This window comes from Rugamonas fusca, assembly GCF_014042365.1.
Classification (GTDB): domain Bacteria; phylum Pseudomonadota; class Gammaproteobacteria; order Burkholderiales; family Burkholderiaceae_D; genus Rugamonas; species Rugamonas fusca.
Genome location: NZ_JACEZS010000030.1, coordinates 21,855 through 36,546 on the forward strand (window position 1 = coordinate 21,855; position 14,692 = coordinate 36,546).

At 67.6% G+C, this 14,692-nt stretch carries 9 protein-coding genes; 1 reads left to right on the forward strand and 8 read right to left on the reverse strand.

The window, feature by feature from the left end; translation table 11 throughout:
* Positions 1 to 104: 104 nt before the first annotated feature.
* Both rraA and H3H36_RS23755 read right to left on the reverse strand, forming a co-directional pair.
* A complete protein-coding gene (rraA, locus tag H3H36_RS23750) occupies positions 105 to 599 on the reverse strand; it encodes a ribonuclease E activity regulator RraA (RefSeq protein WP_182220537.1) in 495 nt (164 codons plus the stop codon).
* Positions 600 to 635: 36 nt separating this feature from the next.
* Positions 636 to 1,892, reverse strand: coding sequence for an MFS transporter (locus tag H3H36_RS23755; protein WP_182220538.1), 1,257 nt, complete (start codon positions 1,890 to 1,892; stop codon positions 636 to 638).
* A gap of 105 nt (positions 1,893 to 1,997) precedes the next feature.
* Between H3H36_RS23755 and H3H36_RS23760 the strand changes: the two genes are divergently transcribed.
* Entirely contained in the window at positions 1,998 to 2,789 is a 792-nt protein-coding gene (locus H3H36_RS23760) for an AraC family transcriptional regulator (protein ID WP_182220539.1), read from the forward strand.
* On the opposite strand, the gene H3H36_RS23765 is transcribed toward H3H36_RS23760, so the two are convergent.
* The 6 genes from H3H36_RS23765 to H3H36_RS23790 form a co-directional block, all read right to left on the reverse strand.
* The gene (locus H3H36_RS23765; RefSeq protein ID WP_375539616.1) at positions 2,783 to 4,957 is read right to left on the reverse strand and encodes a methyl-accepting chemotaxis protein; all 2,175 of its coding nucleotides are present in this window, start codon (positions 4,955 to 4,957) and stop codon (positions 2,783 to 2,785) included. The two genes, H3H36_RS23760 and H3H36_RS23765, sit on opposite strands and share 7 nt — an antisense overlap.
* Positions 4,958 to 5,334: 377 nt before the next feature.
* The gene (gene clpB, locus H3H36_RS23770; RefSeq protein WP_182220540.1) at positions 5,335 to 7,923 is read right to left on the reverse strand and encodes an ATP-dependent chaperone ClpB; all 2,589 of its coding nucleotides are present in this window, start codon (positions 7,921 to 7,923) and stop codon (positions 5,335 to 5,337) included.
* 105 nt (positions 7,924 to 8,028) lie between these two features.
* A complete protein-coding gene (locus H3H36_RS23775) occupies positions 8,029 to 8,505 on the reverse strand; it encodes a molybdenum cofactor biosynthesis protein MoaE (protein WP_182220541.1) in 477 nt (158 codons plus the stop codon).
* The gene (locus H3H36_RS23780) at positions 8,502 to 11,090 is read right to left on the reverse strand and encodes a DUF349 domain-containing protein (RefSeq protein ID WP_182220542.1); all 2,589 of its coding nucleotides are present in this window, start codon (positions 11,088 to 11,090) and stop codon (positions 8,502 to 8,504) included. The genes H3H36_RS23775 and H3H36_RS23780 overlap by 4 nt, the downstream gene beginning before the upstream one ends.
* A 74-nt stretch (positions 11,091 to 11,164) precedes the next feature.
* Positions 11,165 to 11,860: a hemerythrin domain-containing protein gene (locus H3H36_RS23785; RefSeq protein WP_182220543.1), complete on the reverse strand. Its 696-nt coding sequence runs from the start codon at positions 11,858 to 11,860 to the stop codon at positions 11,165 to 11,167.
* Between the two features lie 169 nt (positions 11,861 to 12,029).
* The gene (locus tag H3H36_RS23790) at positions 12,030 to 14,666 is read right to left on the reverse strand and encodes a bifunctional acetate--CoA ligase family protein/GNAT family N-acetyltransferase (protein ID WP_182220544.1); all 2,637 of its coding nucleotides are present in this window, start codon (positions 14,664 to 14,666) and stop codon (positions 12,030 to 12,032) included.
* Positions 14,667 to 14,692: the final 26 nt, after the last annotated feature.

The following is a 14,692-nucleotide window of genomic DNA, read 5'->3' on the forward strand; positions in this document are numbered from 1 at the left end:
CCAGATGAAATATGGAAGGGAAAGGCGGGCCGGCCAGCGGGCCCTGAAGTCGCCGCCCCACGGCGGCGTCGCCGTCCGTTAGGCGGGAAAAGAAAAACGACGATTTATGCCAGCTTCTGTTGCGCCACCAGCACACCATCGGCATCGGCGTAGATCCAGTCGCCCGGACGCACGGTCACGCCGGCGATCTGGACCTGAATGTCGCGCTCGCCCGCACCGCGCTTGCTGCTCTTTTGCGGATGGGCGCCCAGCGCGCGCACGCCGATGGCGCAGGCGTTGATCTCATCGGTATCGCGGATGCAGCCATCGACGACGATGCCGGCCCAGCCGTTGTCCTGCGCCAGCAGCCCCAGTTGGCCGCCGACCAGCGCGCGGCGCAGGCTGGCGCCGCCGTCGATCACCAGCACGTTGCCATTGCCGGGCGTCTCCAGCGTGCTGCGCACCAGCGCATTGTCCTCGAATACCTTGAGGGTGGTGGCACGGCCGGCGAAACGCACGTGCTGGCCATAGTGGCGGAACACGGGCGGCAGCACGGCCAGGCGGCCCTCTTCCAGCATGGCGGCATTGTCGTCGCACAGATCGGTGGTTGCAAAGCTCATCGTCATTTCCAGTCGGTGGTTAAGATGGCGATCATTCTAAGCCGTTTGCGCGCGGGTTGGGCGAACCTGGCCACCCACGCCCAGCGCCGTGACGATCACCAGCGCCTGGAACACGGCGATGCCAACGAACACGCCCGCCGGGTGGCCACCATCCATCAGCGCGCCAAACAGCAGCGGCCCCAGCGCCAGCCCGCTGTCCAGGCCCGAATAGACCACGCCGAACACGCGGCCGGTGGCGTTGGCCGGCGCCGCGCCCCGTATCATCAGGTCGCGCGACGGGCCGGCCACGCCCGTCACCAGGCCGATCAATCCCATCAGCACCAGCGCCAGCCAGGCCGGCACAGCGGCCGTGGCCAGCACCAGCGCCATCAGCGCAGCCAGGGCGAACGCGAGCATGATGGCGCGCTCATGGCGCACCGAGCCCGCCCCCAGGAAGCCGCCGTACAGCGTGCCCGCGGCCGACGCCACCATGTAGGCCGTGTAGCCGGACGCGGCCCAGGCCAGCGGCATGCCGTACAGTGTGACCAGGCTGGTGACGGCGAACGACTGGATGCCCGCCAGCGCGACGGCGGAAATCAGGAAGAACGCGAAGCACAGCCACACCACGCGCAGGCGCAGGAAGGCGAACGAGCCTTCGGTCGTGCCGGCAGCGTGCACGGCGTGTGGCATCGAGCGCAGCGCATGGCGTTGCCAGACCAGCAGCGCCAGCACGGCGCATGGCACGGCGGCCGCGCACAGCAGCGCCGTGCGCCAATCCGTGCGGCTGGCCACAAAGGTCAGGAACAACGGCGACACGGCCCAGCCGATATTGCCGCTGATGGCATGCACGGAAAAGCCATGCGCCAGCCGGGTACGGGTCACGTGCTCGTTGAGGATGGTGTAGTCGGCCGGGTGGAACACGCTGTTGCCGCAACCGGCCACGAAGGCGCCCAGCACCAGCATCGCATAACTGTGCGCGCCCGAGAGCAGTAACGCGGACAGGCCCAACAGGCTGATGCCGCCAAACAGCACGCTGCGCGCGCCCAGCCGGTCAACCACGAAGCCGGCCATGGCCTGCCCCACGCCGGACACGGTGAAGAACACCGTCATCAGCAAGCCCAGTTCCGCGTAGCTGAGCTGGAAGGCCGGCTTGAGCCAGGGAATCAGCGCGGCCAGGATCACGTGGTAAAAGTGCGAGGTGCCGTGCGCCAGGCCCACCAGGCCGATCACGCGCGCGTCGCGCCGCAGCGCACCGTTGCCGTCTGGCGTGGCGGAGGCGGCAGCCGGGCCGGCGGGAGAAGTATTGCTACGCATAGAGTCGCTCCACTGACAAAAAAGGTAAGCCAGTGTAAGCAAACCGGGCACGTCTGATTTAAGATAGAACGACAATCTTTATCGAAAATCTGACAAACGCATCCCATGGCCATTTCCATCGTCACCCATACCCAGTTCAACTGGAACTGCGATTTTCCCACTCCAGCCCGGCCCGTCACCATGTCCGGCCGCAACCTGCAGGCCGACGACACGCTGCTGCCCCACTCCCACCCGTGGGGCCAGGTGACGTATGCGCTGGAAGGGGTAATGCGGGTGACGGCCAACAACAGCAGCTGGATCGTGCCGCCGTTGCGGGCCATCTGGATCGCGCCCGATGTGGAGCACGCCATCACCGTGCTGGAAAACGCGCGACTGCGGCCGCTGTGCGTGCACGCCGATCGTTCTCCGTTCGCGGGCACCGAGTGCCAGGTGCTGGAAGTGTCGGACCTGCTACGCGAGCTGATCGTGGCCCTGGAGCAGCACGACCAGCACGAACAATCGGCGCGCGAAGCGCTGCTGGGAGAATTGATCCTCGATGAGCTGGCCCGTTCGGCCACACGCCCGATCCGGGTGCCGCTGCCGGAGGACAAGCGGCTCAAGGCGCTGTGCGCGGCCCTGATCGCCGAACCCGGCGCGGAACACACGCTCAAGGACTGGGCCGCCCAGGTGGGCGCCTCCGAGCGCACGCTGGCGCGCCTGTTCGAGCGCGAGCTGGGCATGGGCTTCGGCCAGTGGCGCCAGCAAGTGCGGCTGGCGCATGCCGCGCCCATGATCGCCAACGGCACGCCGCTGCTGGTGGTGGCCCAGGAACTGGGCTACACCAGCCAGTCGGCGTTTTCCGCCATGTTCAAGAAGACGTTCGGCTGCTCGCCGTCGGCCTTCTTCGCTGATCAGTAACGCACGAAGTCCGCCTCGTCGGGCTCGCCGATGCTGCTGGCCAGGATGTGGTTGGCGAACTGGCGCGGCTTGACCACCTTGATCACGTCGCGCTGGGCACGCCGCTTCAGGTTGTTGTTGAGCTTAAAGAAGCCCATGGTCTGCTGCAGTTCCTCGGCCTGGCTGCTCATCTGCTCGGCCGTGGACGCCAGCTCCTCGGAACCGGAGGCATTCTGCTGGGTGGTCTGGCTCAGCTGGCCGATGGCCGAATTGATCTGCCCCAGGCCCACCGACTGCTCTTCCGACGCGCCGGTGATCTCCTGCACCAGGTCCGAGGTGCGCTTGATGTTGGGCACCATGGCGCCCAGCATCTGCCCGGCCCGCTCGGCCAGGTTGACGCTGCTGGTGGCCACTTCCGCGATCTCCTGCGCCGCCACCTGGCTGCGTTCGGCCAGCTTGCGCACTTCAGCTGCCACCACGGCGAAGCCCTTGCCATGCTCGCCCGCGCGCGCCGCTTCGATGGCTGCGTTCAGGGCCAGCAAATTGGTCTGGTAAGCAATGTCGTCGATGATCAGCACCTTGGTGGCGATCTGCTTCATGGCCGACACGGTGGAGCGCACCGCTTCGCCGCCTTCGCTGGCCTCGCTGGCGGCCTTGCTGGCCATGGCATCCGTCACCTTGGCGTTTTCCGTGTTCTGCGCCACGGACGCCGTCATTTCCTCCACCGAGGCCGAGGTCTGCTCCACGCTGCTGGCCTGCTCGCTGGCGGCCTGGGCCAGCGATTGGGCCGTCGCGCTCACTTCCTCGGAGGCGGCCGCCAGCGCCTCGGCGTTGTTGTTGACTTCATTCACCACCTGGGCCAGCTTGGCCACCGTGTTGTTGGCATATTCCTTCAGTTCCGCAAACGCGCCTTCATAATCCTTGTCGATGGTCTTGGTCAGGTCGCCGTCGGACATGGCGCCCATCACCCGCACCACGTCGGCGATGCTGGCGCCGGTGGTGGTGGCCAGCTGGTTCAAGCCTTCGCCCATTTCGCGCTGGAAGCCCTTGAGGCCGTTCAAGTCCACGCGCGCGTCGAAATCGCCCCGGTTGGCGGCCGCCACGACGGCGCGCTGGCCATCAACCACCTGGGCCAGCTTGGCCACGGTGTTGTTGGCATACTCCTTGAGTTCACCGAACGTGCCTTCGTAGTGCTGGTCGATCGTCTTGCTGAGGTCGCCATCGGAGACGGCGCCCATGACCCGCACCACGTCGGCGATGCTGGCGCCGGTGGTGGTGGCCAGCTGGTTCAAGCCTTCGCCCATCTCGCGCTGGAAGCCCTGCAAGCCGTTCAGGTCCACGCGCGCGTCGAAATTGCCGCGGTTGGCCGCCGCCACCACGGCGCGCTGGCCGTTGACCACCTGCTGCAGCTTGCCCACCATTTGCTTGACCGCGAACAGCATGCTGGTGGTGTCGCCGGGCTTGGTGTGGACTTCGGCGGTGAGGTCGCCATTGGCCACTTTTTCCATCAGGCTGGCCGCATAACCCGGTTCGCCGCCGAGGCGGCGCACCAGGTCAAAGGTGATCATGCAGGCAATGACAACGGCCGCGAGCACGGCCACGGCGGACAACACGATCACCAGCCGGCGCGTGTCAATGTAGTTGGCGTCGGCCGCCGCCGATTCCTGTTCCATCAGCTCACTCTGGAATTTGGCCATGGTCTCCAGCGACGCCCAATAGGCATTGTTGGCGTCCGCGAACTCACCGCGCAGAAATTCGGCCGCCCGCTTCGGGTCGGTCTTGGCCAGCGCGTACAACTGCTCGTACTTGGGAGTGAGGACAGCGGCCTTGTCCGTGATGTCCTTGAACAGCGTCTGCCCCTTCTCCGTGCTGATCAGCTTTTCCATCTTGGCCAGCGCGTCCGAGATTTTGGGCCGGTTAGCCTCGACCGAACGGCGGAACTTCTCGCGCTCCTCATCGCTGGTGGACAGCAACATGCTGCGCAGCAAACGGCCATTGTCGATGGTGCGTTTGATCGCTTCGTTGGACAGCACCACTTTCGGGTAACGGTCGGTCGTGATTTTCCTGATCCCCTCGTTCATGGCCCCCAGGCGCATGACGCTCACGACCGACAACACCAACAACAGTACGACGACGGCGCCAAATCCCAGGCCAAGGCGTGTGGCCACTTTCATCTTAGCGAACATCATGACTCCCATGTAATGTAATAAACGTCATCTGACGTGACGGTAAAAACCCTGGATGCGGAGTGTGGAGCGGCGACAGGACGTCGCGGACAAGGATGGGCACGGCGGCAGCATGTGGCCGGACGGACGCCCGAACATGAAGGTCATCGAAATCACATCTCCCCAAGAAATGCGCAGCAATGAAAGCCAAACCGTGATCCATATCATGTCATGGTCACATGACGGATTGCAAGAAATTTGCGCAGGGGAGCAATCGCAAATATGAGGGTAAGCAACAGTTTCCTGTCGTCAAAAGAAAAGCCGGGGACGGGGCGCGATTGCCGGACAAATATCCCCGGAAAAAGCGCCCCGCCCCCGGCTGGCAGGCGGGCTGTGCTGTTTTACTGGCCGGCCTCGAACACCAGTTCGCCGTTGCGGGCGTCGATCTGGATGGTCTGCTTGGGCCCGAAGCTGCCTTGCAGGATGAGCTTGGACAGCGGATTTTCGATCTGCTGCTGGATCGCCCGCTTCAGCGGCCGCGCACCATACACGGGATCGTAGCCCGCTTCCGCGATCTTCTGCAGCGCGGCCGGCGTGACCGTCAGCGCCATCTCCATCTTGGCCAGGCGGTCTTCCAGGATCTTCAGCTGGATCTTGGCGATGGCGCCGATGTTCTTCTCATCGAGGCCATGGAACACGACGATCTCGTCGATCCGGTTGATGAACTCGGGCCGGAAGTGCGACCGTACCTCGGCCATCACGGACAGCTTGATCACGCCCGGATCGGCATCCTCCATCGACTGGATCTTGTGCGAGCCCAGGTTGGAGGTCATGATGATCACCGTGTTCTTGAAGTCCACCGTGCGGCCCTGGCCATCGGTCATGCGGCCATCGTCGAGCGCCTGCAGCAGCACGTTGAACACGTCCGGGTGCGCCTTTTCCACCTCGTCGAGCAGGATCACGCTGTAGGGCTTGCGGCGCACGGCTTCGGTCAGGTAGCCGCCCTCGTCGTAGCCCACGTAGCCCGGTGGCGCGCCGATCAGGCGGGCCACGGAATGCTTCTCCATGAACTCGCTCATGTCGATGCGGATCATCGATTCTTCCGTGTCGAACAGGAAGCCGGCCAGCGCCTTGCTCAGCTCGGTCTTGCCCACGCCCGTCGGGCCCAGGAACATGAACGAACCATACGGACGGTTGGGGTCCGACAGGCCGGCGCGCGAACGGCGGATGGCGTCGGCCACGGCCGAGATCGCCTCGTCCTGGCCCACCACGCGCTCGTGCAGCTTTTCCTCGATGTGCAGCAGCTTGTCGCGCTCGCCCTGCATCATGCGCGACACGGGAATGCCGGTGGCACGCGACACCACTTCCGCGATCTCCTCGGCGCCGACCTGGGTGCGCAGCAGCTTGGGCTGGCCTTCCTTGCCGGCGGACGCGCCGGCGTCGGCCTGCTTGAGCTGGGCTTCCAGTTCCGGCAGGCGGCCGTATTGCAGCTCGGAGACGCGCTGCCAGTTGCTCTCGCGCGTGGCCTGCTCCATCTGCAGCTTGATGCGGTCGATCTCCTCCTTGATGTGGGAGCTGCCCTGCACCACGGCCTTCTCGGCCTTCAGCACTTCCTCCAGGTCGGCCAGTTCGCGGCCCAGCTTGGTGATTTCCTCCTCGATCAAGCCGAGGCGGCGGCGCGAACCTTCGTCCGTTTCCTTCTTGACGGCTTCCTTCTCGATCTTCAGCTGGATCAAACGGCGTTCCAGCTTGTCCATCACTTCCGGCTTGGAATCGATCTCGATCTTGATCTTGGAGGCGGCCTCGTCGATCAGGTCGATCGCCTTGTCGGGCAGGAAGCGGTCCGTGATGTAGCGGTGCGACAGCTCGGCCGCGGCGATGATGGCGGCGTCCGAAATGGCCACCTGGTGGTGCAGCTCATACTTGTCCTGCAAGCCGCGCAGGATGGCGATGGTCGCTTCCACGGTCGGCTCGTCGACGAGGATCTTCTGGAAGCGGCGCTCGAGCGCGGCATCCTTCTCGATGTACTTGCGGTATTCGTCGAGCGTGGTGGCGCCCATGCAGTGCAGCTCGCCACGGGCCAGGGCCGGTTTCAGCATGTTGCCCGCGTCCATCGCCCCTTCGGCCTTGCCGGCGCCCACCATGGTGTGCAGCTCGTCGATGAAGACGATGGTCTGGCCTTCATCCATGGCCAGTTCCTTGAGCACGGCCTTCAGGCGCTCCTCGAACTCGCCGCGGTACTTGGCGCCCGCCAGCAGGGCCGCCATGTCCAGCGACAGCACGCGCTTGCCCTTGAGCGAATCGGGCACCTCGTTGTTGACGATACGCTGGGCCAGGCCCTCCACGATGGCCGTCTTGCCCACGCCCGGTTCGCCGATCAGCACGGGATTGTTCTTGGTCCGGCGTTGCAGCACCTGGATGGCGCGGCGGATCTCGTCGTCGCGGCCGATCACAGGGTCGAGCTTGCCGGCGCGGGCGCGCTCGGTCAGGTCCAGCGTGTATTTCTTGAGCGCTTCGCGCTGGCCTTCCGCTTCCTGGGAATCGACCTTGTTGCCGCCACGCACGGCCGAGATGGCCGCTTCCAGCGCCTTGCGGGTCAGGCCGTTCTCGCGCGACAGCTTGCCGGCGTCGGACTTGTCGTCCGTCAACGCCAGCAACACCATTTCGCTGGAGACGAACTGGTCGCCCCGCTTCTGCGATTCCTTGTCGGCCAGGTTGAGCACGGCCACGAATTCGCGGCTCACCTGCACGTCGCCGCCCGTGCCGGACACCTTGGGCAGGCGCTGGATCGACGACTTGAGGGCGTTGGCCAGGCCATTGACGTTGACGCCGGCCCGCTGCAGCAGCGAGCGGGCCGCGCCGTCGTCCTGGTTCAGCAGGGCCGTCAGCAGGTGGACCGGTTCGATGTAGGGATTGTCGTTGCCGACGGCCAGGCTTTGGGCATCGGCCAGGGCTTCTTGTAACTTGGTAGTGAGCTTGTCTTGACGCATGGGAGTGCTCCACAGAATTTTTAACTTACCTGCCAAGTAGGGCTTGGCCGTCCGTTTTCAAGGAGACTCCTAATTAATTAAACAATCAATGATCCACGTCAAACCTCAACCATTGCGCCATTTATCGAGCGCCGTCTCGTCCGTTACGCGGGCATCGACCCAGCGCGCACCGTCCGGGGTCTGCTCCTTCTTCCAGAACGGCGCTTCCGTCTTCAGGTAGTCGATGATGAACTCGCAAGCGGCGAACGACTCGCCCCGGTGCGCCGAGGTGACGGCCACCAGCACGATCTGCTCCATCGGCGTGAGCGGCCCCACGCGGTGGATCACCAGCGCGCCAAAGATGGGCCAGCGCTGCCGGGCCTGCCCGATGATGGTGGAAATCGACTGCTCCGTCATGCCCGGATAGTGTTCGAGCTCCATCTCGGCCACGCTGGCGCCCTCGTTCAGGTCGCGCACCGTGCCCACGAAGGTCACCAGCCCGCCCACGCCGGGCTGGCCGGCGCGCAGGGCCGCCACTTCGGCCGTCAGGTCGAAGTCGGCCTGCTGGATGCGTACCTCGCTGCGAAAGGCCGGCACCGTCATGCCGCCTCCGACGCGCCGATGCGGCGGAACAGGGTTTCGATACGGCTGGCCGTGCGCGCATCGGCCAGGGCCGGCATGGCGCACAGTTGCAGGAACTGGTCGGCCTGGGTCTGCGGCTTGTGGCCGGACTTGAGCGACGATTGCAGCACTTCCACCTGCATTTTCAGGCGCTCGCGGGCGAACTCGGCGCCGCTGTCCACGCCGGCCACGATTTCCAGGCGCAGCACCTCATCGAGCAGGCGGGCGCGGTTGGCCGCCAGTTGCTCGCCGTAGGCGGCGCGCTGGTCCTCGAGCGCGGCCAGGCCGGCCGCGAAGCGCCCGTGCAGCGTCTTGTCGTACTCGGCCGCCAGCGGCGGCAGCGCGCGCCAGCGCCCTTCCCACTCGGCGCCATCGATCGCTTCACTGCCGGCGATGACCTGTTCCAGCGCCTGCACCAGCCGCAGCTTGTCACGCAAGGCGTTGGCCTGGGCCGCGCCGGCGCGCCGGCGGATGGCATCGGCCTGGGCCTGGACGGCCGCCACGGCCGCCTGGTAGCGCTGGGTGATGCGCTGCTCGCTGGCGCGCGGCACCGTGCCGGCGCCATGCCAGGCGGCGGCCGTGTCGCGCAGCAGCTTGGCCATGGCCGCCAGTTGCGCCTTGTCCTCACCGCTGAAAGTGGCCGTTTCCAGCGCCGCGCACAAGTCCTCGCGCACGTGCAGGTGAGCCTTGCGTTCGTGGTCGGCCGCGTGGGCGCTCTCCTTGCGCTTGGCGAAGATGGCGTCGCAGGCGGCCCGGAAGCGCAGCCACAGGGCCTGTTCGGCCTTGCGCTCCAGCGGCAGCGCCCTGGCCTGTTCCTGCCAGCGCTCCTGCAAGTGGCGCAGGTTATCGAGCGTGTGGCGGTCCGACGGCTGCAGCTTTTCCACTTCCGCGATCAGGTGCTCGCGCCGGTCCATTTCGATCTGGCGCTGTTCCGACAGCGGCGCCAGCAGCTGGGCCAGCGCCTGCTCGAAGGCGGTGTCGAGCTTTTTCTTGTCCTTGCGGTCGATGGCGCCCAGCCGGCCCCACATCTGGCGCAGGCGCTGCGCGGCGGCGGCGATGTTCTTCCATTCCGCGCCTTCGCTGACCCCGGCCGCCAGGGCCTGGGTTTCCTCGATCAGGGCCTGGGCCTTGGCCGCGTTGCTGTGACGTTCGTCGGCCAGGTGCTTGAAGTGGGCGGCGGCCGGCGCGTAAGCGGCCGTGCAGGCGGCGTCGAAACGCTCCCACAAGCTCTTGGGCGCGTGGCCGGATACGGCGTCCAGCCCTTTCCACCGTTCGCGCATGCTGCCCACCTTCTTGGCCAGCTCGCTCATGGACAGGCCCAGCGTCTGCAATTCCTCGACCGCCTTGACCAGTTCCTCGCGCGACACGTTGCCGCCCCAGCGGGCCCAGTTGGCCAGCCGCTTGAGTTCGGCGCGCACGTGCGCCAGGCGATCGGCCTGGGCCGGCGTCAGGCGGCCGCCCTTGTGTTCCTTGAGCCATTTGTCGTGCTCGGAGGCCGCGTGCAGCAAGCCTTGCTCGAGCGCCGCTTCCATCGCGGCCAGCGTGTCGAGGAATTGCTGGCCGACCTGCTTCGGTGCGTCCTTGTTCACTTCCTTGTTCGCGTCCTTGGTGCCTTCCCTGGCCGGCTTGCGGGCCGGCTGCGCCACGGCTTCGGGCGGCGCCGGCAAACGGGCCAGCACGGCCTCCAGCCCGGCCTGCAGGGCCGTGGCCAGCTCGCCGGCCGGGACGGCCGGCAAGGCGCGCCAGTCGCGGCGGATCTGCTCGGCGTCCAGCGTGGCCGGATCGGCCGCCTGCCAGGCGGCCAGCGCCTGCTGGCGGGCGGCGACGGCGGCCTGGTGCTGTTCCAGTTCGGCCAGCGCGGCGCCGGCCTGTGCCAGCGCGGCGCTGTAGTCGCTCAGCAAATGACGCGGCAACGATGCTAGTTCGGGTGAGGCCAGGAAAGTGGCCTGGGCCGCCGTCAGCCGGGCCAGCGCGGCGCCCGCCTCGGCCGGCGCCAGGGCGGCGGCCGGCAAGCGGCGCAATTCGGCCAGCGCGTCGATCACGGCGCGCTGCAAGGTGACCTGGGCTTCCAGGCGCTGGGCCAGGGCGGCGCGCACGCCGTCGAAGGTGGCGGCCAGCTCGGGGCCGGCGGCCGTGACGGTCCACTGACGGTCCAGTTCGGCCACCTGGTTGGGGGTGAGTTTATCGTCTTGCAACAAGCGCTGGGCGCTGGCGATGCAGGCCTGGGCCTTCTCCTGCTCGGCGCGCTGGTAGCGGATGGCGTCGAGCCGGCCTTGCATCAGTTTGGCGACACGGCGGTCCGTGTTGCGCATGGCGTGCAGCACTTGTTCCAACTGGGGCTGAGAATGCACGTGTTCGGCGGCGGCCAGGCGCACGCCGGCAAATTCGCTGTGCAAGATCAGTTCGACGGCGGCCGCTTCGTCGCCGTTCAGGGCGCGCGCGCGCGCGGTCTGCTCGTCGCGGCGGGCGGCGCTCTGGGCGGCGGCGGCGCTCGGCTCGGCGGCGGCCATGGCCGCGGCGGCGGCGTCCGGCTTGTCGCCCGCACGCTTAAAGAGGAATTCGAACATGGTGGGCTTTGCTATCTGGTGGGGGCTAAAACCACCATGATAGCAAAGCGGACAGATTTTGCTCTGGCGGCGCCCTATCCGGCGCGCACGCGCTGGCGCATGCGGCGCTCCGGCGCCTGCCGCAACAGGGGCCGCAAGGTCTGTTCCGCGTCCATGCCGGGCAGCGGCAGGACCGCCAGGGACGGGATGGCGATGCCGTCGTCGGGCCGGTCGGCGCCAGCGGCAACGGTGTCGGTGGCCGGCGCCGGTTGCTTGCCGCGCCGCACTTCCTCGAGTTTGGCGTCGTGCAGCAGGAACTGGTTGGCGATGGCAAACCAGGCGTCGCCCCCGATCGCGCTGCGGGCGATGGCGAACAGCTCCTGCTCCTCCTTCTCCAGCCGCTGCAGCAGGGCCGCGCAGAAGGCGTCCACGCTGTCGCAGATCTGGCTGACCTGGGCCTGGTTGCCCTCGGCCAGGTCCCCCATGCGGGCCTGCATGGCGCGGATTTCGGCCAGCGCCGACTGGTTCAGGCGGTTCAGTTCCTCGATCAGCTGGTCGGCCCGCTCCGTGGCCTGGCGGATCGCGGGAATCAGGTACATTTCCGTCTTGCGCCAGTTGCAGGTCTGGTACAGGCGGTTGAGCATCTCGCAGGCATATTCGAGTTGTCCAATAGTAAGGCAATTTTGCTGCAACAACGTGGCGCGCACGTGGTGCTGGAATGACTGCAGGCTGATCCGCACCTTGGCTTGCTCCACGGACAGAGCAACCAGCGTGTATGTGGCCGTTAACATATGTGTCCCCCGGCTGGCCGGCACCCGCGTGGCGCTGGCACGGGCGATGATTGTCTCGGAATTATTGTCTCGCGGAACCGCTCTTGGGGGCGGCAGCGTCAAGCGAGGAACTACCAGTGTAAAGAATTCCGACAGCGCCGTCTTGTGCAATATCAAATGCTGCGCCGCATTAGTTGACTGTCTGCAACGGCAGGCGCAAGTTGACCATGCCCGCCTCCGCATGGGGCAGCACCGCGCCGCCGAAATGGCGCACCAGGTCCTGCACACCGTGGTTTTCCGACAACGCCTCGCCGCTCAATTCAGCCGTGCCCCGGTCGCGGAAATAGTCCACCAGCTTCTGGAACAGGATACGGCCCAGGCCCAGGCCCTTGAGGTCGGAACGCACGATGATGGCAAATTCCGCGCTCTGGTTGTCCGCATCGACCACGGCCCGCACCACGCCCAGCGTTTCAGGCTGGCCATCGGCGCCGTAGCCGGTGGCGATGAAGGCCATGGCGCGGTCGTAATCGATCTGGGTCAGGCGCGCCAGCTGCGACGGCGGCAACTCGCGCATGGCCGAGAAAAAGCGCAGCCGCACGTCGTCCGGCGCCAGCGCGCGGAAGAACGCCAGATGCTGGGGTGCGTCCTCGGGCCGGATCGGGCGCAGCACGATGGTGCGGCCCTGCCATGCCAGTTCCTGTTCCAGCGCCTGCGGATAGGGGCGGATCGCCATGGAATCGGTGGCGCGCGGCGGCGCCAGCCGGATGTCGGCGTCCAGCGCCAGCACGCCATTCGCGTCGGCCAGCAGCGGGTTGATTTCCAGCTCGGCCAGCTCCGGCAGGTCGGCCACCATCTCGGCCACCTGCACCAGCACCCGGCCGATGGCCTCCAGGTCGGCCGGCGCGTGGTCGCCGTAGCCGGCCAGCAGGCGCGCCATCCGGGTGCGGCCCACCATGTCGCGCGCCAGCACCATGTTCAGCGGCGGCAGGCCGGCCACGCGATCATCCGCCATCTCGGCCACCTCGGCCGCCGGGCCGCCCTGGCCGAACAGGATCACGGGACCGAACACGCCATCGACCCGGACCCGGATCGCCAGCTCCTGCGCCTGCGGCCGGCGCGCCATCTGCTGCACGGCGAAGCCGGGACCGGCCGCCGGCCGCAGCCGCCGCACCCGCTCGCGCATGGCGCAGGCGGCCGCGTGCAGCATGGCGTCGTCCTCCAGGTCCAGCACCACGCCGCCCACGTCGGCCTTGCGGCCGATGTCGTGCGCGCCGGCCTTGAGGGCGACCGGATAGCCGATGCGGCGCGCGGCCGCCAGCGCCTGTTCCGCGTCGGCCGCGAATTCCGTGGCGGCCATCGGGATGCCGTAGGCGGCCAGCAGCGCGCAGGTGTCGCGCGCGTCGAGCGCCGTGTGGCCGGCCGCCAGCGCGGCCGACACCAGCGCCTGGGCCGCCGCCCGCTGGGGCGCGGCGGCGGCCGGCACCCGGGCCGGCACTTCCATCAGCAAGTCCTGGTTGCGGCGGTATTGGACGATCTGCAGGAAGCCATGCACGGCCTTTTCCGGCGTGTCGTAGGTGGGCAGGCCGGCGTCGCTGAACACCTGGCGGGCCGCGGCCACGGAACGTCCGCCCAGCCAGCACGAAAGCACGTTGCGGCTGGCCGCCTTCAGTTGCGGCGCCAGTGCCTCGGCGATCAGGGCGCTGGGCACCATGGCCGTGGGCGCGTGCAGGAACAGCAAGGCGTCCGCCTGCGGCTCCTGCAGCAGCGCGGCGACGGCGCCGCTGTAGCGCTCCACGGGCGCGTCGGCCAGCAGGTCGAGCGGGTTGGACTGGGGCGCCTGCAACTGGCGCAGCCGCTCCGCGGTCTCCGGCGACAGGTTCGCCAGCGTGGCGCCGCCCGTCTGCAGGGCGTCGGCCGCGATCAGCCCCAGGCCGCCGCCGTTGGTCAGCACGGCCAGCCGTTCACCGCGCTGCTGGCGCGCGCGGGCCAGCGTTTCGACGGCATCGAACAGGTCTTCCGTCGAATACACGCGCAACATGCCGGCGCGGCGGATGGCCGCATCGAACGCCAGCTCGGCCTCCGGTTGCGGGTCGCGCCCCACCTTGAGCACGATCACGGGCTTGCCGCGCGCGGCCAGCCGGCCAGCCGACATGAACTTGCGCGCGCAGCTGATGCGCTCCACGCACAGCAGGATGGCGGCCGTGTCATTGTCGGCCGCCAGGTAATCGAGCAGGTCGCCAAAGTCCACGTCGGCGCCCTCGCCCATGGCGACAAAGGTGGAAAAGCCGATACCGCGCAGGCTGGCCCAGTCCAGCACGGCCGTGCCCAGCGCGCCCGACTGCGATACGAAGGCCAGCTTGCCGAGGGCCGCCGCCAGGTGGGTGAAGCTGGCGTTCAGGCCCTGCGCCGGCACCTGCAGGCCCACGCTGCCGGGGCCGAGGATGCGCATCCGGTGCGGCCGCGCCGCCTCCAGCATGGCCTGGCGCACGCTGCGTGCGCCGGCGCGATGGGCCTCCAGCCCGGCCGTCATCACGATGGCGGCGCGGGTGCCGCGCGCGCCCAGGTCGGCGATCAGGCCGGCAATGGAGGCCGGCGGCGTGCACAGGATGGCCAGCTCCGGCGGGGACGGCAGCGCCCCCACCTTGCCGTAGCAGCGCAGGTCGTGCAGGCGGTCGTGGCGCGGGTTGACGGGCCACAGCGCGCCGCCGTAGCCGCCGTCAACCAGGTTGGCCAGCACCCGGGTGCCGATGCGCTGTGGCTTGTCGGATGCGCCGATCACGGCCACCGAGGCCGGTGCGAACAAATGCTTGAGGTGCTTGATGCTCATGCCTGATCCTTACCGGCTCGCGCCGC